At 61.0% G+C, this 24380-nt stretch carries 21 protein-coding genes, 1 tRNA gene, 1 other RNA gene and 3 pseudogenes; 11 read left to right on the top strand and 15 right to left on the bottom strand.

What is annotated here, in order from left to right:
* Nucleotides 1-330: 330 nt before the first annotated feature.
* An RNA gene (gene ffs, locus HJD22_RS17550) (signal recognition particle sRNA small type) lies at nt 331-427 on the bottom strand.
* A 200-nt stretch (nt 428-627) separates the two neighbouring features.
* Here ffs and HJD22_RS17555 point away from each other — a divergent pair.
* A complete protein-coding gene (locus tag HJD22_RS17555; protein ID WP_208654661.1) occupies nt 628-1851 on the top strand; it encodes an acetyl-CoA carboxylase biotin carboxylase subunit family protein in 1224 nt (407 codons plus the stop codon).
* 32 nt (nt 1852-1883) lie between these two features.
* Nucleotides 1884-3917: a hypothetical protein gene (locus HJD22_RS17560; RefSeq protein WP_208654662.1), complete on the top strand. Its 2034-nt coding sequence runs from the start codon at nt 1884-1886 to the stop codon at nt 3915-3917.
* A gap of 5 nt (nt 3918-3922) precedes the next feature.
* On the opposite strand, the gene HJD22_RS17565 is transcribed toward HJD22_RS17560, so the two are convergent.
* The gene (locus HJD22_RS17565; RefSeq protein WP_208654663.1) at nt 3923-4951 is read right to left on the bottom strand and encodes an AbrB family transcriptional regulator; all 1029 of its coding nucleotides are present in this window, start codon (nt 4949-4951) and stop codon (nt 3923-3925) included.
* A 120-nt stretch (nt 4952-5071) separates the two neighbouring features.
* Between HJD22_RS17565 and HJD22_RS17570 the strand changes: the two are divergent.
* Nucleotides 5072-5827 (top strand): annotated as a pseudogene (locus HJD22_RS17570) (TlyA family RNA methyltransferase); the annotation flags it as partial.
* Nucleotides 5828-5871: 44 nt separating this feature from the next.
* Here the strand turns inward: HJD22_RS17570 and HJD22_RS18150 are convergent.
* From HJD22_RS18150 to HJD22_RS18160, 3 genes and pseudogenes are all read right to left on the bottom strand, one after another.
* A complete protein-coding gene (locus tag HJD22_RS18150; protein ID WP_367947653.1) occupies nt 5872-6408 on the bottom strand; it encodes a hypothetical protein in 537 nt (178 codons plus the stop codon).
* A 26-nt stretch (nt 6409-6434) separates the two neighbouring features.
* Entirely contained in the window at nt 6435-6950 is a 516-nt protein-coding gene (locus HJD22_RS18155; RefSeq protein ID WP_340163058.1) for a hypothetical protein, read from the bottom strand.
* Between the two features lie 352 nt (nt 6951-7302).
* Nucleotides 7303-7938: pseudogene (locus HJD22_RS18160) on the bottom strand (hypothetical protein); the annotation flags it as partial.
* Nucleotides 7939-8109: 171 nt separating this feature from the next.
* Between HJD22_RS18160 and HJD22_RS17585 the strand changes: the two are divergent.
* The 4 genes from HJD22_RS17585 (at nt 8110) to HJD22_RS17600 (ending at nt 10235) form a co-directional block, all read left to right on the top strand.
* Nucleotides 8110-9150 (top strand): phospholipase A, encoded by a 1041-nt coding sequence (locus HJD22_RS17585; protein ID WP_208654665.1) that lies wholly within the window; start codon nt 8110-8112, stop codon nt 9148-9150.
* 74 nt (nt 9151-9224) lie between these two features.
* Nucleotides 9225-9557, top strand: a complete 333-nt coding sequence (locus HJD22_RS17590; RefSeq protein WP_208654666.1) for a YqjD family protein — start codon at nt 9225-9227, stop codon at nt 9555-9557.
* A complete protein-coding gene (locus HJD22_RS17595) occupies nt 9557-9949 on the top strand; it encodes a phage holin family protein (protein WP_208654667.1) in 393 nt (130 codons plus the stop codon). The genes HJD22_RS17590 and HJD22_RS17595 overlap by 1 nt, the downstream gene beginning before the upstream one ends.
* On the top strand, nt 9939-10235 hold the full coding sequence (locus HJD22_RS17600) for a YqjK-like family protein (protein ID WP_208654668.1): 297 nt from the start codon (nt 9939-9941) through the stop codon (nt 10233-10235). Before HJD22_RS17595 ends, HJD22_RS17600 begins: the two co-directional genes overlap by 11 nt.
* 19 nt (nt 10236-10254) lie before the next feature.
* On the opposite strand, the gene HJD22_RS17605 is transcribed toward HJD22_RS17600, so the two are convergent.
* Nucleotides 10255-11445 carry an NAD(P)/FAD-dependent oxidoreductase gene (locus tag HJD22_RS17605; RefSeq protein ID WP_208654669.1) on the bottom strand — a complete coding sequence of 397 codons (1191 nt, stop codon included), beginning with the start codon at nt 11443-11445 and terminating at the stop codon, nt 10255-10257.
* 224 nt (nt 11446-11669) lie between these two features.
* Here HJD22_RS17605 and HJD22_RS17610 point away from each other — a divergent pair, with 224 nt between their 5' ends.
* Together HJD22_RS17610 and HJD22_RS17615 are read left to right on the top strand one after the other, a co-directional pair.
* Nucleotides 11670-12785 carry an efflux RND transporter periplasmic adaptor subunit gene (locus HJD22_RS17610; protein WP_208654670.1) on the top strand — a complete coding sequence of 372 codons (1116 nt, stop codon included), beginning with the start codon at nt 11670-11672 and terminating at the stop codon, nt 12783-12785.
* On the top strand, nt 12785-15916 hold the full coding sequence (locus tag HJD22_RS17615) for an efflux RND transporter permease subunit (protein ID WP_208654671.1): 3132 nt from the start codon (nt 12785-12787) through the stop codon (nt 15914-15916). The genes HJD22_RS17610 and HJD22_RS17615 overlap by 1 nt, the downstream gene beginning before the upstream one ends.
* A 35-nt stretch (nt 15917-15951) precedes the next feature.
* Here the strand turns inward: HJD22_RS17615 and HJD22_RS17620 are convergent, their stop codons facing one another.
* The 3 genes from HJD22_RS17620 to HJD22_RS17630 form a co-directional block, all read right to left on the bottom strand.
* Entirely contained in the window at nt 15952-16386 is a 435-nt protein-coding gene (locus tag HJD22_RS17620) for a DUF3617 family protein (RefSeq protein WP_208654672.1), read from the bottom strand.
* A 65-nt stretch (nt 16387-16451) separates the two neighbouring features.
* The gene (locus tag HJD22_RS17625; RefSeq protein ID WP_208654673.1) at nt 16452-17849 is read right to left on the bottom strand and encodes a hypothetical protein; all 1398 of its coding nucleotides are present in this window, start codon (nt 17847-17849) and stop codon (nt 16452-16454) included.
* Between the two features lie 43 nt (nt 17850-17892).
* A complete protein-coding gene (locus tag HJD22_RS17630) occupies nt 17893-18885 on the bottom strand; it encodes an SDR family oxidoreductase (protein ID WP_208654674.1) in 993 nt (330 codons plus the stop codon).
* A gap of 561 nt (nt 18886-19446) precedes the next feature.
* On the opposite strand from HJD22_RS17630, the pseudogene nhaD reads away from it, so the two are divergent.
* Nucleotides 19447-20073: pseudogene (nhaD, locus tag HJD22_RS17635) on the top strand (sodium:proton antiporter NhaD); the annotation flags it as partial.
* 113 nt (nt 20074-20186) lie between these two features.
* Here nhaD and HJD22_RS17640 read toward each other — a convergent pair.
* From HJD22_RS17640 to HJD22_RS17665, 6 genes are all read right to left on the bottom strand, one after another.
* A tRNA-Ser gene (locus HJD22_RS17640) sits at nt 20187-20274 on the bottom strand.
* A gap of 125 nt (nt 20275-20399) precedes the next feature.
* Entirely contained in the window at nt 20400-20903 is a 504-nt protein-coding gene (locus HJD22_RS17645; protein ID WP_208654675.1) for a YiiD C-terminal domain-containing protein, read from the bottom strand.
* A 4-nt stretch (nt 20904-20907) separates the two neighbouring features.
* Nucleotides 20908-21468 (bottom strand): nitroreductase family protein, encoded by a 561-nt coding sequence (locus HJD22_RS17650; protein ID WP_208654676.1) that lies wholly within the window; start codon nt 21466-21468, stop codon nt 20908-20910.
* Nucleotides 21469-21525: 57 nt separating this feature from the next.
* The gene (queF, locus tag HJD22_RS17655; protein ID WP_208656796.1) at nt 21526-22359 is read right to left on the bottom strand and encodes an NADPH-dependent 7-cyano-7-deazaguanine reductase QueF; all 834 of its coding nucleotides are present in this window, start codon (nt 22357-22359) and stop codon (nt 21526-21528) included.
* The gene (locus HJD22_RS17660) at nt 22356-23129 is read right to left on the bottom strand and encodes an ABC transporter permease (protein WP_208654677.1); all 774 of its coding nucleotides are present in this window, start codon (nt 23127-23129) and stop codon (nt 22356-22358) included. Before HJD22_RS17660 ends, queF begins: the two co-directional genes overlap by 4 nt.
* Nucleotides 23126-24133: an ABC transporter ATP-binding protein gene (locus tag HJD22_RS17665; protein ID WP_208654678.1), complete on the bottom strand. Its 1008-nt coding sequence runs from the start codon at nt 24131-24133 to the stop codon at nt 23126-23128. The genes HJD22_RS17660 and HJD22_RS17665 overlap by 4 nt, the downstream gene beginning before the upstream one ends.
* A 38-nt stretch (nt 24134-24171) precedes the next feature.
* On the opposite strand from HJD22_RS17665, the gene HJD22_RS17715 reads away from it, so the two are divergent.
* Nucleotides 24172-24380: hypothetical protein (locus tag HJD22_RS17715; protein WP_217267790.1), on the top strand; the 209-nt coding region annotated here is incomplete at its 3' end.

Genomic DNA, 24380 nt, shown 5'->3' on the forward strand with positions numbered 1-24380 from the left:
AGGAAATAATTGCCTAGTTCTATTCGGCAGACTTGAGTGAACTCTTCTGTGCCGACAGCCTCTGCCCCGCCTATTACGATGGCCTACTCATGTGTGGTCAGACAGGCACCACATCAAGAACGCTTACGTTAAATACATTGCCTCAGGTGGAAGCCGAGTGGAAGATATTATCGATAAAATGGATTGATCTCATACCATGGCAATAGCAAAGCCCGGCCAAAACCGGGCTTGCTTGTAAAAGGCGGGATACTGGCCTTGACTGATAGGCGAGCACTGCTGCACTGCACTATCGCAAGAATATAAAGGCCATAACTCATAACTGGAGGCAGCCCCCGACAGCCACATCCCGGCACACGCAGCCACCACTACCGTTGCTCCCTTCCGGGCCTGGCGGGGTTCGCAGTTTAGCGTTGCGGGAGGACCGACGAGGGCCACCATAACTTCCCGGTTTCTGTCGATTAGCGACGCAGGCCAATGGCCTGCCCGAGCGGTGCGCACTATACCAGCGCAACTAGGGAGCCTGCAAGGCCAGCCAACGGCGATCGCTTTCGGGCGATCGCCCGTATCTAGTCTAGGCTTAACAGAGTAGCGTGGTCTCACACATGACAAACAATAGGAGACACTTCCATGGAAAAGGATTCCAACAAGGGCTACGTGGCCCTGCTCGGCTGGAGCCTGAGCGCTGTCGAAGCGGCGGAAAAATTCGACAGACGCTATGTGGTAGTGGCCCCTGAATGGGCAGAGGAGTACTGCAAGACCCACGATATCCCTTATGTGTCCTGGAATTTCGAGCGTCTCAATGACCGCTCCTTGGAAATTGCCGAGACACTGAAGGAGATGGAGGTAGATGTTGCCATTCCCCTCTTCGAGGAGACCGTCGAGTGGGCGGGCGCCATTAACTCGCTGCTGCTGGACAACCCTCGTCTCTATGGCCAGGCGCTGCTGTTACGCGACAAGGCATTGATGAAGCGACGTGCCCAGCTCGGTGGCATCCGCGTGGGTATCTTCGAGGAAGCTCATGACAAGGAGGACGTCATCCGCTTTCTCAAGCGCGTCAACCAGACGCTGCTCAAGCTCGATGGCGACCCCAACGACCCAATTCATCTCAAGGCCTTCGACAAGGCCGGTTGCCTGGGCCACCGCGTCATCCGCACCCCTGACGAGGTCGACAGCATCCCCGACGAGGAGTTTCCGGTACTGATGGAGTCGCACCTGGATGGCTGGGAATTTGCCGTCGAGGCATGGATTCACAACGGCAAGATCCGCTTTCTCAACATTTCCGAGTACGTGACACTTGGCTATTCGGTCTTTGTGCCGGCTACCCCCGAACTCGAGCAGTATCGCCCGCAGATCACCGCCCAGATCGAGAAGCTGATCAAGACCTTCGATATCGATTTCGGCTTCGTGCATCCCGAGTACTTCGTCACCAGTGACGGGGAGATGTACTTCGGCGAGGTGGCCTATCGCCCGCCCGGTTTCAAGGTCTTTGAACTGCTCGAGCGCGCCTATGGCTTCAATGCCTACCAAGGCCTCATCCTATCCTTCGACCCCAAGACCACCGAAGAGGAGATCACTTCGTTCTTTCCCAAGGAGGTGGTCGATGCCAAGGGCGTCGCCGGCTGCTTTGGCGTCTACCCTCGCCGCCGCGTCGTCAGCCGTCTCGAGATGCCCGAGGAGACCGAGGATCACCCCTATTTCGAGTCTCATGAGTTGACCGCGCCACTGGAAGAGACCGTGACCAAGCGTACCGCATTCGGTACTCACTGGGGGCTGCTGTACTTCTTTGGCGAGGATCCGCATACCATGCGCGATCTTCTCAAGCATCAGGAAGAGCTCGATTTCTATGTATAATCCGGGCACACCCCAGGCGATCAGGAGTCTGCGTGACGATCCTAGATGGTGACCAGAGCGCCGAACCCGGCAAGTTGGAAGGCGTGCTGACGAAGCTGGACGAGGCACTGACCATTCTCGACTCCTCCGCCGATTTCGCCAAACCCGCCAAGGTGCGCCGCGTATTCGATACCGCGCGCCGTGTCATGCTTCAGGAGGGAGGGTGTGCCGCCATCGAAGCGCGTGCCCAGGCGCTCGATGAGGCGGGTGTCTTCAACGGCTCCGATTGGGCCGCTCCTCAGTTACTGGTGCCCGCCCTGACGCCGCACTCATTGGGCAGTCGCGATCCCGATATGGTGGTGATCGAAGCGCTCAGCGAGCTGCGTCTGCTGGCCGTAGCACGGGGAGAGTATACGCATCCGCTGATCTCCTCGGAGCAGGCGCATCACTACCTGACCCAGGTACTGGCCATCAACCTGGGACTGCTGTTCTCCTCTCCCAGCGAAGCCGAGCGCGAGAGCCAGGGCCGTCTCGCGGTAATGACGCGGCTGCTGTTTCGACACCTGGCCGATCGTATCGGCTACGAGCATGTCATCGATCGGATGATCGACGAGATCTGGCGAATCCTGCAACAGCGGCCGATCCAGGTCGATCCGATCAAGCGCATGATCACCCAGATCGCCGCGTGCCGTGCCAATCCCGAGATCGACCTGGGCAGTAGCGGTCAAGGTGCCGATCGCCTGATCAGCAGCCTGTATGGCGCTACCCAGGCCTGCCGTGAAGATCCGGGTATCGAGGTCTACCGCGAACGACTCGAGGCGATGGACAGCGGTGCCCTGCAGTACGAAGCGACAGGCTTTGCCCGCGCCATGCACGATACCGGCCTGGTCTCTCCCTATCACACGGCCCTGCTGCGCCATCTGCTTGACCATGGCGACTATCTGTTGTCGGAAGCGCTGGGGCTGTCGGCTACCGGACGCGACTGCCTGCTCTGCTACCGGCAGCTGATCGAGGCGCTGGTGAAGGAGGCGGTATATGCAGAGACCAGCCAGGCCGTTTATGGATTGGCGCTGATGCTCGAACGAGGCATTCTCTACCAGAGCCCCCTGGCACCGGCACTGTGGCGCCAACTCGCCCTGCCGCTCTCCGAGTGGTCACAGCTGCGGATACGCACGGCATATGGCGAAGGCACAAATCCCAGAGCACGCCTGCTCGAAGGGGTCTTGTGTATGCTCGGCCAGCCGCTAGGGGTGGGCCAGGGCAACAATCCCACCTGCCAGTCGGCACGTGCACTGTCGATGTGGGCCTACAACGATCCCGACTATCTACTGCAGATGGTCGCCTGGGCGGCACGTGACGACGAGATCATCATCCACTTCGAAGGTCAGCCTATCTCCTCGATGGCCAGCCTTTCTGGCGTGGCCAAGGAGCTGCCTATGGATCTCGATGCGGTATCACTGCTGGTGGTACCGCATCTCGATCGTATCTACGCCGAAATGGGTCGACGCTGCCTGGAGCGCGAAGGCGACCCGCACCGCTGGGTCAATCCCGAGTTCCATGGCTGGTGGGCGGGGCGCGGCTTTCGCATCAATGTCGATGTCGCTACTGGCCATCTCTCGGAGCTGGAGGACTTCGTCCGCCACTTCTATGCCTGCTACCATCCCTATTACAATGGCAACCAGCCGTTGATCCATCCTCAACCGGCGGGCATTGCCATTACCGATAGCGCGGCGCGCTTCATTGGTTGGCACGCGATTACCATTCTGCGCGCTACCCTTGACCCCCAGGATGTGATGCGCCTCTACTTCTTCAATCCGAACAACGACAGCGGCCAGAACTGGGGCGATGGCGTGGTGGTCAGCACCGCCGGTAACGGCGAGCGTTTCGGGGAGGCATCGCTACCCTTCGAGGAGTTCGCTTCACGCCTCTACATCTTCCACTATGATCCACTCGAGCGCGGTGAGCTTGCCAACGTGCCTCAGGAGGAGCTCGATCGAGTGATCGGCTACGTGCATCGCAGCTGGGGGACGGATCGAGTACCTGCCAACGAACTGCAGGCCGACAGCGGCCGAGGCGAGCCAGGTTGACATAGTCAGCCTGGGTCGGAATAGCGATGTTGCAGGTAACGCGCCCAAAACGGAGCGAAGGCCATCAGGGTGATCATGCGCAGTAGGTGATGGAAGGCAACGAAGACCGGATCGATATCCAGCGCCACGGCGAGAATGGCGATCTCGCCGATACCTCCCGGCGCCAGCGCCAGCAGTGCCACGTCACGTGGTACGCCCAGCCACTGGTGTATCGCCTCGGCAAAGACCGCCAGTACCAGAAGGGCGACCAGCGTGGCGACCACCGCCTGGAACACGTACTTGCCCAGCCGGCCTCGGGATAGTCCGTGGAAACGCGAGCCGATGGCGCTCCCCAGCACCCACAGCATGACGTTCATGCCCCAGTCGGGCAACTTCAGGCTGGCAATGTCAGCCCCTGAAAGGAGGGCCGCGAAAAGCAGCGGCGCCAGCAGCGACGGACTTGGCAGGCGAATCCAGCGGCCCAGTGGAATCATTATCGGCACGGCCAGCAGCATCCAAAGATGCTGGGGCGGTGGCGTTTCGAGCCCGGCTACCGCGCCGCCCTCCCAAGCCCAGAACAGCGGTGGCAACAGCAGGATTACCAAGATGATGCGCAGTGACTGGGCAATGGCGATACGCTGCGGGTCGCCACCGCTCTTGTCGCCAAGCAGGATCATCGCCGTCATCGCACCGGGCGCGGAGGCGAACCAGGCGCTCACCGGATCGAACCCGCAGCGACGATACCAGGCTGCCGCGGCCGTCGTGGAGGCCGCCACGCCGAGCAGCAGCAGCAATGCCGACAGCGGCCAATCAATCACGCGCTCGGCCAGCTGTGGCGTGACCTGGCTGCCTAGAACCAATCCCATCACTCCGAGGAATGTCTCGCGCAGCCCTTCCGGCACCCCAACATCCACCCCTCGCGCCGAGGCAATCAGGTTCGCCACCAGTGGACCCAGCATCCAGGCCAGTGGCAGGCCGGACAGCTGAAAGACCATACCACCCACCGTCCCAAGCGCCAGCGCCCTTGCCAATGACCGTGCCGCGGCCTGTGTCACGCCTCTCTCCTTCCTTATGTCGTCTTCGTTAATCAGCTAATCAAACCCAGTATTGCACGACTGGAGTCGTGATGGCCTCCCAGCGCTATAATGATGCCTCACTAATGCCATGGATCCGCTATGCCCCGCCTCGATCAACTGCTTGTCACTCAGGGTCTGGTGCGCTCTCGAGCACGGGCGCAACGCCTGATTCGCCACGGCCGGATCAGCCTGCAGGACAGCGGTCGAATCTTGACCAAGCCCGGCGAGAAGTTGCCGGACGATACGTGCCTGCAGGTAGCGGAAGATCCCGAGGAGCGCTATGTCTCGCGCGCCGGACTCAAGCTCGAGGCACTGTTGGAGCGCCTTGGCATGCGCCTGGATGGCCAGCTGATTCTCGATGTGGGCCAATCGACCGGAGGCTTTACCGATTGCGCGTTACGTTTTGGAGCACTGCATGTCATCGGCATCGAGGTCGGCCATGGTCAGCTCGATGCCGAGCTGCGCGGCGATCCTCGCGTCACCTGCCTGGAGGGGCTCAACGCCCGTGCCATGGCCAGGGAGCCACGCCTGAACGACGCCATTGCCCGACATGCGCCATTAGGGTTGAGCATGGCGGTGATGGATGTCTCCTTCATCTCCCAGACACTGATCCTGCCCGAGCTGACGAAACTGCTGCCGCCAGGGGGCGAGCTACTGTCACTAGTGAAGCCACAGTTCGAGGTCGGACCGGGCAAGGTCAATGCCCGGGGCGTCGTCACCGACCCGAGCTTACATGGCGAGGTGGAAGCGCGCATTCGGCACTGCGCCGAGCAGAGTGGCTTTCAGATACTGCAGTGGAGCGACAGCCCGATACTCGGCGGAGACGGCAATCGCGAATTTCTTCTCCATGCCCGCCTTCAGGCGGGAGAATGCGACAAGCCTAGGCCTTCCTCCTCTCTTCAGCGTCCTTCGCTACCGCCTTCGCCATCGAGCGAATCCGAGTCCGAGCCCAGGTCGTGGAAATCGCCAGGATCGCCTTTGGCCCCGGGACCGGGATGTGCTGGGATCACTGCACCAGAGGGAAGGCTACTCACCTTCTTTGCGACCCCATCCGGACGATGCAGCCAGATATCCAGCTGGTTGAAGGCGATATCGACGCCATGTTCGGCGAACAGCTCACCGACCCGGCAGTTGATCTCATCGGTGGCATAAAGGCGATCGCCCAGGCTGTTGACGAACACCCGCAACTCGAAATTGAGGGTGCTGTCGCCATAGTTCATGAAGAACACCTGGGGTTCGGGATCGCGCATGACCCGGCCATTCTCGTCGGCGGCCTGGTGCAGTAGCCTATGCACCAGGGCCTGATCCGAGCCGTAGGCTACGCGGTAATTGAGCACCACACGCGTCACGTTGTCCGACAGCGACCAGTTGATCAGCTGGTCGGTGACGAAGGTTTTGTTGGGGATGATGATCTCCTTGCGGTCGAAATCAGTCACCGTCGTTGCCCGAATGCGGATACGGCTCACCGTACCGGTGAGATTGCCCAGCGTAAGGGGGTATGCGCCGTGATCAACCTGACCAGTTGCACGCTCATACCGAGCAGACCGGCGAGCATCGAGGCGAGCGCCACGGGCCGCGACGAGAGGTTGACCTCGACCCCGCGAATCACGGTGGCAATCAATAGCACGGGAATCAGCGCGACCCCCAATCCCAGCAACAGCCAGCGCAACCGGGCCACGTACTCCGGCGACCACAGGAAGTGCTTGGATGCCACCCCCTCACGCACCAACAAGCGTCGTGCCCAGGCGATGACTCCCCAGCCCAGGGCCAGATGCCAGAGTGCCTCGCCGAACAGAACGGCCAACCCCTCGCCTCCCGCCACCGCAGCAGTGCCGGCGGCGGCCATCGCCAGCGGCCCAGGCGCCGCCAGCAGAGCATTGAGCAGTACCGCCTTGGGCGTATGCGTCTGGCTGTCGCTGCTGAAGCGGCCGATCTGCTCGTGCAGTTGCGCCAACCTGGCACGGATGCGACGCCGCATCCAGAGCAGGCCCACGGCCAGCAGCAGCAACGGCACGCCGATCAGTACACGGGGCCCTAGCAGTTGCCAGCGTGCGGGCAGTAGCTCGCGCCACGGCGATCTCCTCCTGCAGGTCGCGGCGCATGTCGACTTGGGGCAATGACTGGCGCTGTTCACGCAGGATTCGCGACAGCAACAGGCTGCCACGGATGGTCTCGATCTGCTCGTTGAGGCTGCGCTGAATCTGCCGGACCTGCTCGAGTTCGCGGCGCGTCTCGATCCCTAGGCGCACCAGGCTATTGGTACGGTCGGTGGCACGCAGCAGTTCGAGACTCAGGTCGCGGTTGATCTCCTGAGCACGCGCAAGTACGGGATGTCCGGCGGCGATCAGGGGGTCGTCGCGCGCCGCATCGGCAATCGCCTGTTCGGAAAGCAAGCGACGCTGGCGGTCGATGACACTCTGCAGCATGGCCAGCAGCGTCTCCTGAGCCTCGACCTGGCGAGACAGCAGGTCGCGACGCTGCTGGGCCAGCTCGCGCAGTCGAGTATTCGTGCTTAACTCGCGCTGGTGATAAAGCAGCTCGAATTCAGCAAGCCTGCGCTCGACTCGCCGCCTTACCAGCCGCGGCTCATCGGCGGCGAGTCCCTGTGACTCGAGCTCATCCACCGCTCGACGGCTCAGCTCGGCACTCTGCATGGCCGCCGCAATGGCCTGCTGGGCGCGCTCCGGCAGCGTCTGGGCATTGAGTAGCTGGGCATTGACCTCAGCCAGACGATCCTGAAGCTGCTGCAATCGAGGATAGCCAGCTGCTGGCGCCGCTCGAGGTGGATCCCCTTCGGCAGCCTGCAGCTGTTGAAGACGCTGATTGAGCGCCTCGCGCTCGGACATGAGATCGTCAGCGGCGCTTGCAGGAGCAAACGCCCCAACCAGCCATAGCAGCAGGCACGAAAGAGCGTATCGATAGAGATAGCCGACAAGCCCGGACGCAGCGAGACGATGGATATTCATTGACCTTTTCACGCGACTCCTCGTCTGCGTATGCTATCTGGCTTGACGGCAATTCTCTGTCTCTCTGGCTTGGCGTGACAATCATCCGTCGTGCAAAACCAAGCACGCCCAGTTGACTTGGCCGGGCGGCATGGTAGAAACGGTGCTCCATTACCCTTTTCGGTACCCATCATGACCTCGCTTCGCCCTGCCGCTGCCTCTCTGGCGCTTCTGACACTGGTTTCTGCTTCCCTGGCCAATGCCAATACGGGGAGCGCCGAGATCGAGGCGCGCATCGAAGCCCTGAATAGCGAAATGGAAATGCTTCAGGAGCAGCTCGAACGGCAGCGGGTCCTCGAGCGCACTTCACAAGTTCAAGGCGAAGGTGAACGGCAAGCCGATGAATTTCCTCCCGAGGTAGAGAGGGAGTTGACCCAGCGTCGACAGCTCGAGCGCGAGTCGACCCGCAACCCATTTTCACTCACCACCCACCGGCTCAATTACGTGCTGCCGTTCAGTCATACCTCGAATCCCAACACCACGGCGTTTCGCGACGTCACCGACGCTTCTTCACCGGATGATATCGAGGTGAAATTCCAGGTCAGCGCCAAATTCAATCTCGTCGAAGACATCTTTGGCAACAATGGCGATCTCTACTTCGCCTATACCCAGCGCAGCTGGTGGCAAGCCTACAATACCGACGCTTCCTCACCGTTTCGCGAAACCAACTACGAGCCGGAGGTCTTCCTCGATTTCGACAGCAACTGGAGCCTGCTCGGCTGGACCAACATCAACAACCGGATCTACTTCAATCACCAGTCCAACGGTCGCTCAGACCCGCTGTCACGCAGCTGGAATCGCCTCATTCTGGAGAGCGCATTCATCCGTGGCGATTGGGCCGTCTCCGTTGCCCCGCACTGGCGCATTCCGGAGTCGGATGGTGATGACGACAATCCCGACATAGAGCGCTACATGGGCTATGGCGACATTACCGTAGCGCACCGTATCGGCAATGATCATGAAGCGAGTCTGATGGTGCGCGGCAATCCCAGCGCCGGCAACATGGGAACACAGATCAATTACACCTGGCCGCTATTCGGCAATGTACGCGGCATGGTGCAGTACCACTATGGCTACGGCGAAAGCATGATCGATTACGACCAGCATCAGCATCGTTTCAGTGTCGGCTTCAGTCTCAATCCGCTGTTTACGACCAGCGAACGAGATCGCTGATTCGCCAGCAGGCGTTGAAGTCATTAAGGTTCCTGCTATGCTGAGGTCGTCATTCATCGTCAGAGGAAGACCCAATGGCATTCCGTAAATCGAACGCTGAGTCCACGTCCGAGCAGCTCAAGGCCGATCTGCACCACTTGACCAAGACCATCGAGGATCTGGTCAGTGCAACCGCTGACGACTCACGCGGCAACATCAAGGAGCTCCGACAGCGTGCCGAGAAGCGCCTGCGCGAAACTCGCTCGCGCCTGGGCGAACGCGGCGAGCACCTCTACGATGACACACGCGATCAGGTGGTCGATCAATTCAGCGCCTGTGACAAGTATGTTCACTCCAACCCCTGGACCAGCGTCGGGATCGGGACTGCTGTCGGGGTCGTTATTGGATTACTGATTGGGCGCAGCTGATGGAACAGGGCCAAGGACCGGCCGAACGTCTGTTCGGCGCTACCAAAAGGCTACTTCTTACCCTTCTGAGCACTAGCGAGACGCGCCTGCGTCTCGTCATCGTCGAGCTTGAAGAAGAGCGTGCCCGGATGATCACGCTGCTGTTGCTCGCGGCTATCAGTGTGACACTGCTGATGCTGGGGCTGGCGGTACTGACGCTATTCGTCGTGGCCCTCTTCTGGGACACCCACCGTCTCGAGGCGATTGCCATCTGCAGTGCGGTACTCCTGCTCGGCGGTGTCGGCATGGCTGCCTGGGTGGTGAAGCTCGCCAAGCGTCGCACCCTGCTCAAGAGCACGCTCAAGCATCTTGTCACCGACCGCAAACTGCTGGAGTCGTCGCGTGAGCAATAATCGTGTCTCCAAACGCCAGCAACGCTTGCAGCGCAAGGTGGAGCTCGAGGCTCGCATCGAACAGCAGCGTATCGACATGCTGCTCGATGCGAGCGTATGGCACGATGCGAGTCACAGCGTCGACAATTCCTGGCACCATCTTCAGCGCTTCAAGGCGCCTCTTTTCGGCATTGGCGGCTTTCTGATGCTGCGTAGTGCCCGAAAACCCCGCTCGCTGCTGCGTGTCGGCAAGCGCATACTGACGGGCGTGCTGCTGTTCCGGCGGGCCAGACGGCTGCTGCGCTAGCCTCAATCGTCACCGGTCGTCAGACCGCCTCGGCGCACGCCACGCCGGAAGCCCAGGCCCATTGGAAGTTGTATCCCCCCAATTCACCGGTGACATCGAGCACTTCGCCGATAAATCGCAACATCGGCAAGCCGTTCACTTCGAATGTCTTCGACGAGATCGCCGAGGTCTCGACGCCCCCCATCGTCACTTCCGCCGTTCGCCACCCCTCGGTACCGGCGGGCTTTACCCGCCAGCCGTTGAGCCGCTCGCCCCACTGCTCTAGCTGGGCGTTGGAAAGATCGGCCAGCACCGGCGTCTCGCCATACCACTCGCCCATCGCCTGGGCCAGACGCTTGGGTAAGCGCTCACTCAGCCAGGTAGCGAGCTGACGTTTGGGCGTCTCCCTGCGCGCAGTCGCCAGAGCCTTTACTACCTCAAGGCCCGGCATCAGGTCGATTTCGAGTTCGTCGCCCGGCTGCCAGTAGCTGGAGATCTGCAGCATGGCGGGCCCAGAGAGACCTCGATGGGTAAACAGCATCGGTTCGCGATAGGCCCCACGGCGTTTGCCCGCATGCAGGCAGTGAACGCTCACCTCGCAGGAAAGACCGGAAAGCTCGCCTGCCCGCGCCTTCCAGTGCGAGGTCAGCGTGAACGGCACCAGCGCCGGGCGGGTCTCGGTCACCGGCAGGCCGAACTGGCGGGCGATGTCGTAACCGAAACCGCTCGCGCCCATGCTGGGGATCGATAGCCCGCCGGTTGCGATGACGACTGCACCCGTCTCCACCCGCCCTCGCGAGGTCTGTAAGCGCATACTGTCACCGCAACGCTCAAGCGAGGTCACGCTCGTGCCAAGGCGCATCTCCACCCCTGCCCACTCGCACTCGGTCAGCAGCAGCTGGACGATATCCTTGGCCGACTCGGCGCAAAACAGCTGCCCAGGCGCTTTCTCGACATACTCGATGCCATGGCGCTCGACAAGCTCAACGAAATGCTCGGGCCGATAGCGCTTGAGCGCCGAGATCGCAAAGGCCGGGTTGGCCGAGAAGAAGTGGCGATGATCGGTGGCAAGATTCGTGAAGTTGCAGCGCCCCCCACCGGACATGAGGATTTTTCTGCCCGCCTTGTTAGCGTGATCCAGCAGCAGTACCCGGCGTCCTCTATAACCGGCAGTCAGAGCACACATCAGGCCAGCGGCACCGGCGCCGATGACCGTCACATCGTAGGTCATGACTCTCTGGCTCCCGTCCATCTCATCGTCAGGGCGAGCATTCTAGCAACCCCGCCTTGCCACGTCGTCACCGCCCGGCAGCAAGATCACACTTCCCAGACACAGAGCATGTGAAACACGGCAAAAAACCGTATTCTTGTCACATTTGGCGAGCCATGAGCATATAGCCTGGGTGACGCAGTACGCTGGATAAGAACTGTCCGAATTCGACTCGACGAGACACCATGCCCCGATCATCTTTGCGCCGTGCAAGCCGGCCCCTTGTACTGCTTGCTCTTCTCGCCATCGTGCAACTCTCTCTACAGGCCGCACTGGCCGACGATCGAACCGCCGTGATTGGCGCGCGAGCCGAACAGCGCACCTGGTCGGACCCGCTCGAAGCGCTCGGCACCCTACGCGCCGACGAAAGCGTTACGCTCTCCTCCACGCTCACCGAGATCGTCAGCGAACTCAACTTCAACGATGGCGAAGAGGTCGAAGCCGGCCAGCTGCTGGTGCGCCTGGAAGACAGCGAAGCACAGGCTCAGCTGCGCGCCGCCCAGGCGCTGCGCGACGAGCGCCGCAATACCCTCGATCGTTCGGCCCAACTGCAGTCCCGTAACCTGGCGCCGCGTGCCGATGTCGAAGATAATCAGGCTCGCCTGCGCCAGGTCGAGGCGGAGATCGAAGCGATCCAGGCTCGCCTTGCCGCCCACCGCATACGCGCCCCCTTCGATGGCGTGGTCGGTTTTCGCAATATCAGCCCCGGAGCGCTGGTGACCCCCGGCATGGAATTGCTGACACTCGACAAGCTCGATGTGGTCAAGCTCGATTTCAGGGTTCCCGAGGTGCATCTTGCCGCGCTTTACTCCGGCCTACGCCTTACCGCCACCAGTGCTGCCTTCCCCGATGCGATCTTCGAAGGCGTCATCGAGAGTGTCGGCTCACGGATCGATCCTGTCAGCCGTAGCGTGTCGGTGCGCGCCGAACTGGCCAATCCGGACCAACATCTGCGTCCTGGCATGTTGATGGAGGTGATACTACAACGGCGTCCACGACAGACCGTCGTCGTTCCCGAGTCAGTGATCATTCCCAGCGGTGAGCGCCAGCACGTGCTGGTCATCGATGAGACGGACGAGCACCGTATCGCCCGCCGCGAAGTGCGCATCGGTGAGCGCCGCGCGGGGCAGGTCGAGATAGTCGAAGGCCTCGAGAGCGGTGAACTGGTGGTCAGCCATGGTGTGCAGCGGGTACGCGACGGCGAACGGATCAAGCTGCTGGGCATCGCCAGCGACGCGACGTCGATCCGCGAAATTCTCGAGCAGGCACGCCCCCAGCCTGACCGAGAGGAAGAGGTCTGATGCGTCTATCCGACATTTCCATTCAGCGACCGGTGCTTGCCACCGTCTTGACGCTGCTGATCGTGGCATTTGGCTTTCTGGCGCTGGAGCGTCTGCCGCTTCAGGAGTACCCCGCCATCGATCCCCCCGTGGTGAGCATCGACACCCGCTACCCCGGCGCCTCTGCCAGCGTGGTGGAGACCCGTATCACCCAAGTGCTGGAGGACCGCATCGCCGGTATCGAGGGCATCGAGCTGATCACCTCCAATAGCGAGGATGGCCGCTCGCGGATCGAAATCGAATTCGGCCTGCAGATGGACATCGACGCCGCCGCCAATGACGTTCGTGACCGTATCTCCGGCGCCTTGCGCAACCTGCCTGATGAAGCCGACCCTCCCGAAGTACAGAAGGCCGACAGCAGTGAAGACGTGATCCTGTGGCTGAGCCTCTCTGGCGAGGAGTACTCCATCCCTGAGCTGACCGACTACGCCAACCGTTACCTTGTCGATCGAATCTCGGTGCAGCCCGGTGTGGCTCGGGTACGGGTAGGCGGCGGGCGCGACTACGCCATGCGTATATGGATAGACCGCAACGTCCTGGCGGCACGCGGCCTCACCGTAGGCGACGTGGAGAATGCCTTGCGCGCCGAGAACGTCGAATCGCCGGCAGGCTCCATCGAGTCCGTCGAGCGACAGTTCATCGTACGCCTGCCGCGCAGCTTCAACGAGCCCGACGACTTCCGCTCCTTGGCACTGACCCGAGGCGAGGATGGCCATGTGGTGCGTCTTGGCGAGGTGGCGCGGGTCGAGATCGGCTCGGTGGATGACCGCTCGATATTTCGCGCCAACGGTATTCCCATGGTTGGGCTGGGTATCATGAAACAGTCCACCGCCAACGTGCTGGAGGTCTCCCAAGGCGTCACCGCGGAGATGGAGCGCCTGCAGAACATCCTGCCGGACGGGATGGAGCTGACGCTCAACTACGACTCTTCACTGTTCGTTGCCGGCGCCATCGAGCAAGTGGTGATGACACTCTTCATCGCCATGGGCCTGGTGGTGGTGGTGATCTTCGTGTTTCTGGGGAATTTGCGTACCACGCTGGTCCCAGCCGTCACCGTACCCATCGCCGTGATCGGCTCCTTCATCGCCTTGGCTGTCCTCGGGTTTTCGATCAATCTCCTCACGCTGCTGGCACTGGTTCTGGCCATCGGCCTGATCGTCGACGACGCCATCGTGGTTCTGGAGAACATCAATCGGCGCATGCATGAATATGGCGAGACGCCACTCGTGGCCGCGTTTCGGGGCACCCGGCAGATCGCCTTCGCGGTGATTGCCACCACCCTGGTGCTGATCGCGGTCTTCGTGCCGCTGAGCTTCATGCAGGGCGATATCGGCCGTCTGTTTTCCGAGTTCGCCTTGACCCTGGCGGCAGCCGTGGCGATTTCGAGCCTGCTGGCACTGACCCTGACACCGATGATGGCCTCGAAGATTCTACGCGCGGACATGCACGAGAGCCGCATGGCTCACGCCGTGCAGAAGGTGCTGGACGTCTCCCAGCGCGGTTATCGCGCCGTGCTGCTCAAGGCGCTCAAGCTGCGGCTACTGGTGGTGGCCCTGTTCGTGGCGACGCTGGCCTTCACCGCCTGGATCGCCAGCACGCTGCCCAACGAGTACACACCGCAGGAGGATCGGGGCAATTTCATGATCATGGTCAACGGTCCCGAAGGCGCCACCTACGACTACATTCTCGACTACATGGACGAGATAGAAACCCGCCTGGAGCCGATGGTCGCCTCCGGTGAGCTGGAACGGGTAGTGGTACGCGCCCCCCGCGGCTTTGGCAATATCGAGAACTTCAACAACGGCTTCGCGATCATCAACCTTGCCGACTGGAGCGAACGACGCAGCGCCTGGGAGATCATGGCCGACGTCCGTGGGCAGCTCGCCGGCCTACCGGGGGTCACGGCGGTACCGGTGATGCGACAGGGCTTCGGCCAGCGCGTGGCAAAGCCGGTGCAGTTCGTTCTCGGCGGCGGCACCTACGAGGAGCTGGCTCACTGGCGCGACATGATGTTCGCGCATATTCGCGACCACAACCCCAACCTGACCGGTGTGGATAGCAACTATCAAGAGACCCAGCCGCAACTGCGAGTAGAGATCAACTATCAGCGCGCGGCGGATCTCGGTGTCACACTCAGTGAAATCGGCCGCACCCTGGAGACCCTGCTGGGCGGGCGCAACGTCACCACCTACGTGGATGACGGCGAAGAGTACGATGTCATCATCGAAGGCGATCGCAGTTCCCAGCGCAGTGCTCGGGCGCTGGACAACATTCAGGTGCGCTCGAGTCGCAGCGGCGAGCTGATCCCGCTGGCAAGCCTGATCACCCTGAGCGACTACGCCGGGCCCAGCACGCTCAACCGCTTCAATCGAATCCGCTCGATCACCATCGAAGCCAACCTGGCCGACGGCTACCCGCTCGGAGAAGCGCTGGAGTACCTGGAGCAGAACGCCGCCGAAATCCTGCCACCGGAGGCACAAACCGACCTGGCCGGTTCCTCGCGGGATTATATGGAGGCCAGTGGTGCCACCACCTACCTGCTGCTGCTCGGCGCGCTGGTGGTGTTCCTGGTGCTGGCGGCCCAGTTCGAGAGTTTCGTGCATCCCTTCGTGATCATGCTGACGGTGCCGTTGGCCATGAGCGGCGCCATGCTGGGGCTTTATCTCACGGGGCAGACACTCAATATCTATAGTCAGGTAGGGCTGGTCATGCTGATCGGCCTTGCCGCCAAGAATGGCATCCTGATCGTCGAGTTCGCCAATCAGCTCAGGGACCAGGGCGTGGCCTTCCATGATGCCCTGGTCGAGTCCTCGGTCACCCGCCTGCGGCCAATCATCATGACGGCGGTAACCACCATGGCCGGTGCCATTCCATTGATCATCTCAAGCGGTGCCGGCGCAGAAACCCGCTTGGTGCTTGGCACGGTGATTTTCTGCGGTGTAGCCGCGGCGACGCTCTTCACGCTGCTCGTGGTACCGGTAGCCTACGATCTGCTGGCACGTCATACCGGCTCGCCCGGCGACGTGCAACGTCGCTTGCAACAGGAGACGGACGATCACCATAACGAGGTACCACTGACCAAGCAGAACTAAGCATGCGTTAATGCGGGCTACCCGCCTAGGCGAGCCTAGCAGTCATTCAACCGCCGACCTTCGATGAGCGTCGTCATGGTAATGTCGCCCATTGGGGTCGCAGTCTGTATGCGTGTGGTGCCTTCATAGCGATCCTGCTGGAAGCGCATCTCGCCCATGATCATGAGTTCGCCCTCGTCGCTCTGGCACGACATGACATATGTCATCTCATCGGCGCCAGCCTCCCGCTCGAGGAACTCGCATCCCTGTTCATGCTCCAGCCTGTCTGAGTGGGCATCGTGGATCGCCTCGGCAGTGAGGCAGGCAGTGTGGGTCCCAGTCCACTCGGGCACCGGAAAATCACCTATCACCGTCGCGATGCTGGTGAACTCCCACTCACCGGGTGCGAGATTGGGCGTGTCAGCCAGCGCCGCGATTGGCCAAAGCACTATCGTCGCCACTACCACTACTGTCAGACGTCGTTGCAACATCGGTCACGTTCCAGTCACGATTCGCTATCGACAAGCTGATCGTAACGTCTCATGCAGCGGCTTCGCTACTCGGCATCGAGGAGTTGCACCTTGTACTTGCCCTGCGCACGCTCGAGATAGTCAACGAGCTTCTGCAGGGGCAACGCGCCGGGCAATGGATAGCGCGCGGCCACCTTGCGCTTGAGCTCAGTGTGGTAACGACCCAGAGAACCGAAATCGCGGGGGTGCAGATCCTCTCTCACCCCAATGAACTGTCCGCGTTTGCTGGCGCGCGCCAGAACCCCCTTCCAGCGCTCGATCGGTGGGAATCCCACCGCCTCGACACCGTTGTTGAACAGCATCAGATTGACCTCATCGTACGGCTCGCTACTGTCGAGATAATGCTCGATGGCCTTGGCCGAGGGCTCCATATTGAACTTCATCCAGAAAGGTACCGAGCCGGTGCGCAGCGCCCAGTAGGGCTCGAGCATGATGAACGACTCCACCAGCAAGCGGTTGGACTTCATGCCACGCTCGCGGTACCAGTCGCGATAAAAATCGGCCACCAGCGGGCTCAGGTCATCCGGTTCGGTAAAGAGCAGCCGCTTCACCTTGTACCCCTGTTGGGCAGCGAAACGCAGGATATCGTCGCGCAGCGCCGGTTCGAAGCCCCATTCCGCCTCCGGGCTCTCTCCGTCGGGCTCCGGCGAATCCCAGCGACGCACCGGCGAGTCGTAGCGCTCGAGATACTCTTCGACGCGTTCACTACCCTGATAAAATTCCTCTTCGGTCGCCCCACCCAATGCACCATGCTGAAAGAAGTGGCGCTCACCGAGCCGTTTCGTCGGCCATTTACGCTGACATTCGACGACGATGATGGTACCGCCGGGCTCGAGATGAGTTTTCAGGAAGTGTTCGTAGGCCTTGCCCAGCACCAGGCGCTTGACCCTGAAATAATCCATGTACTCCACCATCAAGCGGTCCTGATTGGCGTCGTGCATATGGTGAAGCTGCAACTCGGGATTGGCCTCAAGCAGCCTGGGACCATACTTCTTGCCGAACTCCAGTGCCCCCTTAGGGTCGTCGTTGTCCCCGCCTAGATGGCGAACGGGAAGGAAGAAGGTTTGTGGCAGCCAAGGGATATCGAAGGCTGCCGCGAGATGCGTCATAGCACCACTCGCGGAACCGATCATCACCGCCTGATGACGGCGCTTGGGATAGCGCGCCGTCACCCACTCGGCGATTCGCTCGGCATTGATCTGGTCGAGCTTGGGTGCGGCATGGCCCTCCATGGCACCGCCTAGCGCAAAGACCTGTTCACGAGCGGATTGTGGCAGCTTGTTTACGGCCGGCACCAGTGATCCCAACAGCGGCGTCTTGCCAAGTGCGGGGTAATCCTTGCCATTGAGAAAGTTCGAGGTGGCACGCAGCATGCCAGTGGCGGAGTCGAAGTCGGCGATATAGGACGGAGCACTAGGTCGCATGGAATCCTCCTGAAGACGGTGGGAAAGAGCAGTAGGCGATCTTTTAGGCATGCCGCTTGCGGCAAGCGTAGAAGACCAGCGGTACCGCAACGGCTATCGCGGCCAGGGCGAGCCCCTTTCCCACGCTGCCATTCTGAGCGCCATGCTCGCGTTCGAGCCAACCGCCACGCACGGCATCGTAATAGGGTTGCGTTTCGAACAAATTGCCGGCATTCGCTTCGATGGGCAGGCCTTCGGCAAAGTGATCCTTGCTTACCTTCTGCTGCATCATCTTCTCGCCAAGCGCCGGCATCAACGTGCGCAGTAGTGCCATCATGCGGCCGGCGTTGCCGACGAAAACCTCACGGCAGGGGTGAGTTGCATTGCGCACGATAGTGGCAGCGACCTGCTCGGGAGGGTATACCGGCGTCATTGCCTTGACCGGCTTGCCGGTGTAGTTGGCGGCCTTCTGGAATAACGGCGTGTCGATGGAGGCCGGGAGAATGGTCGATACGGTAATGCCCGGCGCATCGGCAAGCTCCATCCGCAGGCACTCGGAGAGGCCCCGTATTCCCCACTTGGAGGTGACATAAGCGCTGGTAAAGGGCTGTCCCGAATGAGCCACCATGGAAGAGACATTGATCAAGCGTCCGGACCCTTGCTCGCGAAACTGCCGAATGGCAGCACGTGAGCCGTTGACGCAACCGATCAGATTGGTTCGCAGTACTTGCTCGAACGCCTCGCGTGGCGTCTCCTCCAGTCGCCCGAACAGCGTGACCGCTGCATTGTTCACCCATGCGTCGATATGATCATAGGCCTCGACGGCGGCACTGCTCAGATGCTCCACCTGATCGGCATCGCCCATATCGGTAGGGATGACGATACCCCGCCCTCCCAAGCGCTCACACTCCCGAAGCGTCTCCTTCAAGGAAGCCTCTCCCCGGGCGGCTAGCACCAGTGTGGCGCCAGCATGCGCAAAGGCATGCGCGGTAGCACGTCCAATACCGCTCGAGGCACCGGTGATAACGACTACCATGTCACGCAGCTTGATTGTCATGAATAGCAACTCCCTGTTGAATTACCGGACTGTCAGGTATCCTGCCCGCTAGGTAGAGATAGACCGTCCCAAGCGGAATAGCGCTCTGGTAGCGCCACGATGGTCACTACCGTCATAAGGCAGGCACCTCAGTGAACCTACTACTAGGTGTAGTAAAACGCCGACAGGTGTCAATGCATCAATAATTGCGCTAGGCGATCTGAAGAGGAGGCGAATGAAAGACATAAAAAAGCCCGGCCATAAGGCCGGGCTTTAATCGTTGCATCCCTATCATGCTCTCCACGAACATCCTGTTCGTGCATCCTTGATACATCGAGCCTTCCATGCTCGGTCTTCCCTGATGAGCGCTCCTTGCTCTACCCAGGCAGAGTGACAGCTTAAGCTGATCAGCGAGCTAACCCAGGTTATGCGATTTCGTAAGAGATTACCGACAGCTTCAACATTTTGCTGACCGTTCCCCTTCAAAGCCATGATATATCTGCATGACACATGCCTACGGCTCGCTGTCCCTCCTCGCCACCATGCTATATTCGCATCAGCTTTCTTCTCCCCTCCATCAGGATGCTTTGCCATGCCCTACTGCACCTCCCCCCGTACTGGGCATGATGACAGGCCTTGGGTATCTGCAGTTCTTCGGCTACTACCGTCAGCCTACCGCGCTCGCTGGAGCGCAAGCGCATCCGCTACACGCAGCGCGGCGATGAGCGCAAGCTAAAGCAGTTGGGCAGCGTGGTCCCCTTCGACGTGTTCAATCGTGTGGCGCGGGCCGAGTGGGATACCCTGCTGTTCTTCTACGGGGTAGTGATGTGCGTGGGCGGCCTTGGCTTCATGGGCTACCTAGGCCTGCTTTCCGATGCACTCTATGCCGGCTGGGATGCCACCTGGGCCAATATCGCCCTGGGGGTGGTCTCCGCCGTGGTCGACAACATTCCGGTGATGTTCGCGGTACTGACCATGCAGCCGGAGATGTCGCATGGCCACTGGCTACTGATCACCCTGACCGCTGGAGTCGGCGGCAGCCTGCTCTCCATCGGTTCGGCGGCCGGCGTGGCGCTGATGGGCCAGGCCCGCGGCAACTATACCTTCATGGGCCACCTGCGCTGGGCACCCGTCATTGCCCTTGGCTATATCGCAAGCGTCGCGATGCACCTGTGGCTCAATGCAGAGAGCTTCCTGATCTACCACTAAACGCAAGTCAGATATCCAACACGCCTGACCCATGCCGGGCGCGTTGATTTCAGGCAGGGCTTGAAAACGAAAAGGGGAACCAAGCGATTGCTTGATTCCCCTTCGATATTCTGTGGCGGAGAGGGAGGGATTCGAACCCTCGAAGCCTTTCGACTTACACACTTTCCAGGCGTGCTCCTTCGACCACTCGGACACCTCTCCGCATTGTCATCCCATCAGGTAGCGCTACTTATGTCGAGATCGCTGGCTGACGGAACGGCGCATACTGTAACGAGCTAAGCCCGCGTTTGCAAGCCGTTTCTCGGCGCCGGATCGAGATCGCAACGTCACTGACCAGGCAAAATGACGTAATCACCGCACGCTTCCATGCAGTGCGTTTCATCGCAATAGAGATGCTGCACCAAGGTGATACGCCCCTTGCCGCGTTCGTCGAGACGCTGTGCGAGCGTGGGAGCCGAATATTCGTCCAGTGGCCGGCAGACAAACCGATAGTCGCCACGCACCGGCGCGCGGAAGCGCTGGCTGGCCTCGGCAATGACCACATCCTGGTTGCGTCCTAGACTGCGCAGCCACAGGGTAGCCCAGCACCAGCCGATCAGCGCGCTCTGGGAGGCAAGGGCACCGCCGAAGCCGGTACCCTTGTCGTTGAGACTGGCCTCGAGTGAGAGCTGCCAGGTCAGAATACCGCCCTCCCAGCGCATGGCGGAGATACCCAGGTGCTCGACCTGTGGAATCGCCTGTTCGAGCCAGCGTTGGAACGCGACGAGATCGTCGATACTGCCTCTCTCAGGCAGGGGCAGGCGCGGATAGTGCTCTCCTGTCTGGCGCATCGGATCAGTTCCAGCGTTCGAGGTAGTCGGCAGGATCGCGCTCGGGCAGTGGCTTGTGACGCCCGCCCGGCTGCCCGAGGTAGACAAAACCGACGATCTCGTCGTGTTCGTCAAGGCCAAGTCCCTTGCGCACCGTGTCGTTGAAGGCGTAGCGACCACTTCGCCACATGGCGCCCAACTCCTGGGCATAGGCCGCCAGGAGGATGGAGTGGGCAGCACAGCCAGCCGAGATGATCTGCTCGACCGGCGGTACCTTGGGGAGCTCCGGCGTGACGCGGGCAATCACGGCAATCACCATGGGGGCGCGAAATGGCTTCTTGCGCGCCGCATCAAGGTTGTCGTCACCGATATAGGGGTCGTCACGGTAGTCGGCTTCGGCAAAGAGCTCGCCGAGACGGGAAAGCCCCTCGCCGGAAAACTCGATGAAGCGCCACGGCGTCAGCTCCTTGTGATCGGGCGCCCGCAGCGCTGCGCGATAGAGCGTATCGAGCTGTGCAACGGAAGGCGCCGGCCCTATCAGCTTTCCCATGGAACTGCGTTCGTGCAGCAACGTTAAGGCGTCCATCTGGCATCTCCTTTCAGCGCACGAGTAACGGAATGTCTCCTAGCTTACCGCGTCGGGTCACTGTCTCGCCAGACGCAGCGATGCCGGCGGTCGCTCGCCCGGGGTAGCGCGCCAAGGGCTGATGTCCAGCCCGCCGCGGCGCACGTAGCGCGCCATGACCAGCAAGCGCTCGGGCCGGGCGTAGGCCATCAGGTCGCAGAAGATATGCTCGACGCAGTGTTCATGGAAATCCTGATGCTGACGATAGGAGATCAGATACTTGAGCAGCGCCTCGCGCACGAGCTTAGGACCGCAATAACGAATCATTACGCTGCCCCAGTCCGGCTGACCGGTCACAGGACAGTTCGACTTGAGCAGGTGGGAGTGCAGCGTCTCCTCGACGATCTCATCTCCCACTTTGAGCAGTGCTGGGGATGGCGTGTAGTGATTGATCTCGACGTCGAGTCCATCGACGCACTCGCCGGGCAGCCGTTGGGTGGCAAGCGCTTCGTCATCGACATCGAAAAGCTCGACGGAGAGCGGTGTACCGGCTGCCCGTGACAGATCATGCATCAGAGTGTCGTGTACCGCCTCGCGGGAGTCGAAGCGGGTCTGGTTGAAGCTGTTGAGATAGAGCTTCCACGACTTGGACTCGATCAGGTTGGGCGATTCGGCGGGCAGGCGGAAGCGCGCCACGGCGACGATCGGCTTGCCACGGCCATCGAGCCAGGAGAGCTCGAAGGCGTGCCACTCATCGGCACCGATGAATGGCAAGGCGTCGTCACGGATGCCCAGCGGCGCGCGATTGGCAGCCCGAGCGATGGGAAACAGCAGGCTCGCATCATACTGTTCGGGATAGGCGGAATCGCGTCCCAACGGCGCATGCTCGAGTGTTTCTGGTCGTTTCATCAGCTTCTAATCCCCTTGCCTCGCTCCAGCATCACCAAGGCAATGCCGAACAGCACCACGATGAAGGCCACTATCGCCGCCAGCGCCCAGCCCACCGGGATATCGGAGACGCCGAGGAAGCCATAGCGGAACACGTTGACCATGTAGAGAATCGGATTGAGCATCGATATGCCCTGCCAGAAGTTCGGCAGCAGCGAGATCGAGTAGAACACGCCACCCAGGTAGGTCAGCGGAGTGAGCACGAAGGTCGGCACGATGGAGATGTCATCGAACTTGTTGGCCAGCAGCGCATTGATGAAACCGCCAATCGAGAACAGCGCCGCGGTAAGCACCACCACGACGATGGTCAACAGCGGGTGCGTCACGCTGATGCGGGTAAAGAACAGCGAGACGAGGGTGACAATCAGCCCCACGCCCAGCCCACGTGCCATGCCACCGAAGATGAAGCCGGCAAGGATCACCCAGTTGGGCATCGGCGAGACCATCATTTCCTCGATGGAGCGCTGGAACTTGTTGGAGAAGAACGACGAAGCGACATTGGAGTAGCTGTTGGTGATCACGGACATCATGATCAGTCCCGGCACGATGAAGTCCATGTAGCTGAACCCATCCATGTCGCCGATCCGCGCGCCGATCAGGTTGCCGAAGATGATGAAGTACATGGTCATGGTGATCGAGGGCGGCAGCAGCGTCTGAGGCCAGATGCGTGTGAAGCGTCGCACCTCCTTGCTCACCAGGGTCCACAGGGCGACGGCGATCTGCAACGCACTCATGGGCGCGCCCCCTGCCGCTCGGCCCTGGCACCAGCATCGCCAAGGTCGATGCTTTCTGCCGCCCGCGCCACATCGCGATCGGCATTGGCGCCGGCAACCATCGAGACGAACATCTCCTCAAGCCGGTTGGAACGGTTGCGCATCGACACCACCTCAAGGCCCTGCTCGGTCAGCTGTGCGAAGGCATCGTTGAGCTGCTGGCCACGCTTGACCGAAACCGCCAACTGACGACTCTCCACCCTCTCGACCTCGAACCCGGCAAGACGTGGCGCCTCGGCCACCGGTGCGGCCAGATCGAGTAGGAAGGTCTCGACGTTGAGCTCGGCCAGCAGCTCACGCACGGTGGTATTGCGCACGATCTCGCCGTGATTGATGATCGCGATATTGCGACACAGGCGTTCGGCTTCCTCGAGATAGTGGGTGGTGAGGATGATGGTGGTGCCCTCATCACGATTGATGCGACGCATGTAGTCCCACATGCTGCGGCGCAGCTCGATATCCACCCCGGCCGTCGGCTCGTCGAGAATCAGCAGCTTGGGCCGATGCATCAGCGCCCGAGCGATCATCAGGCGGCGCTTCATGCCGCCGGAGAGCATTCGCGCGCTGCCCTTGCGCTTCTCCCACAGACCGAGGTCCTTGAGCAGACTTTCTGCGCGGGGTCTGGCGTCACGCATCGGCATGCCGTAATAGCCCGCCTGGGCGTGGATGATATCCTCGACCTTCTCGAACTGGTTGAAATTGAACTCTTGGGGAACCACGCCGAGATGATACTTGGCACGCGCGAAGTCGCGGTCGATATCGATACCGAACACCGACACAGTGCCGGCACTCTTCTGCACCAATGAGCTGACGACGCCCAGCGTGGTGGACTTGCCGGCCCCGTTGGGGCCCAGCAAGGCGAAGAAGTCGCCCTGCGCGACGTCCAGGTTGATGCCCTTCAGAGCATGAAAACCATTGCCGTAGACCTTGGTCAGCCCACGAATGGAGAGCGCCGGTTCGGCCATCGAATACCCCTTCGGCAAAGAAAATTAGGACACTAAAGATGCGGGCGATCATCGAAAAAACAATCCCTTGTCACGCTATCTGGGCAGAACATGATCAGGGAGAGGGGCGAGATGAATTCTGGAGCGAGAAACGAGATACGGCCGGGCTGGCGCTCCAGCTCGCGACCTGTCTTGTCGAGCGAATTTTGGAGCGGGAAACGAGATTCGAACTCGCGACCCCAACCTTGGCAAGGTTGTGCTCTACCAC

Origin of the sequence: Halomonas sp. TA22 (assembly GCF_013009075.1) — a bacterium.
Classification (GTDB): Bacteria; Pseudomonadota; Gammaproteobacteria; order Pseudomonadales; family Halomonadaceae; genus TA22.

Excerpts from the sequence above, each read along its gene's own strand:
- HJD22_RS17630 (WP_208654674.1), bottom strand. The coding sequence starts at position 18,885 with ATGACAATCAAGCTGCGTGACATGGTAGTCGTTATCACCGGTGCCTCG.
- HJD22_RS17555 (WP_208654661.1), top strand. The coding sequence starts at position 628 with ATGGAAAAGGATTCCAACAAGGGCTACGTGGCCCTGCTCGGCTGGAGC.
- HJD22_RS17595 (WP_208654667.1), top strand. The coding sequence starts at position 9,557 with ATGGAACAGGGCCAAGGACCGGCCGAACGTCTGTTCGGCGCTACCAAA.
- HJD22_RS17645 (WP_208654675.1), bottom strand. The coding sequence starts at position 20,903 with ATGCGCCAGACAGGAGAGCACTATCCGCGCCTGCCCCTGCCTGAGAGA.
- HJD22_RS18155 (WP_340163058.1), bottom strand. The coding sequence starts at position 6,950 with ATGCGGCGTCGCATCCGTGCCAGGTTGGCGCAACTGCACGAGCAGATC.
- HJD22_RS17650 (WP_208654676.1), bottom strand. The coding sequence starts at position 21,468 with ATGGACGCCTTAACGTTGCTGCACGAACGCAGTTCCATGGGAAAGCTG.
- HJD22_RS17605 (WP_208654669.1), bottom strand. The coding sequence starts at position 11,445 with ATGACCTACGATGTGACGGTCATCGGCGCCGGTGCCGCTGGCCTGATG.
- HJD22_RS17660 (WP_208654677.1), bottom strand. The coding sequence starts at position 23,129 with ATGAGTGCGTTGCAGATCGCCGTCGCCCTGTGGACCCTGGTGAGCAAG.
- HJD22_RS17665 (WP_208654678.1), bottom strand. The coding sequence starts at position 24,133 with ATGGCCGAACCGGCGCTCTCCATTCGTGGGCTGACCAAGGTCTACGGC.
- HJD22_RS17585 (WP_208654665.1), top strand. The coding sequence starts at position 8,110 with ATGACCTCGCTTCGCCCTGCCGCTGCCTCTCTGGCGCTTCTGACACTG.
- HJD22_RS17625 (WP_208654673.1), bottom strand. The coding sequence starts at position 17,849 with ATGCGACCTAGTGCTCCGTCCTATATCGCCGACTTCGACTCCGCCACT.
- HJD22_RS17590 (WP_208654666.1), top strand. The coding sequence starts at position 9,225 with ATGGCATTCCGTAAATCGAACGCTGAGTCCACGTCCGAGCAGCTCAAG.
- HJD22_RS17615 (WP_208654671.1), top strand. The coding sequence starts at position 12,785 with ATGCGTCTATCCGACATTTCCATTCAGCGACCGGTGCTTGCCACCGTC.
- HJD22_RS17610 (WP_208654670.1), top strand. The coding sequence starts at position 11,670 with ATGCCCCGATCATCTTTGCGCCGTGCAAGCCGGCCCCTTGTACTGCTT.
- HJD22_RS17620 (WP_208654672.1), bottom strand. The coding sequence starts at position 16,386 with ATGTTGCAACGACGTCTGACAGTAGTGGTAGTGGCGACGATAGTGCTT.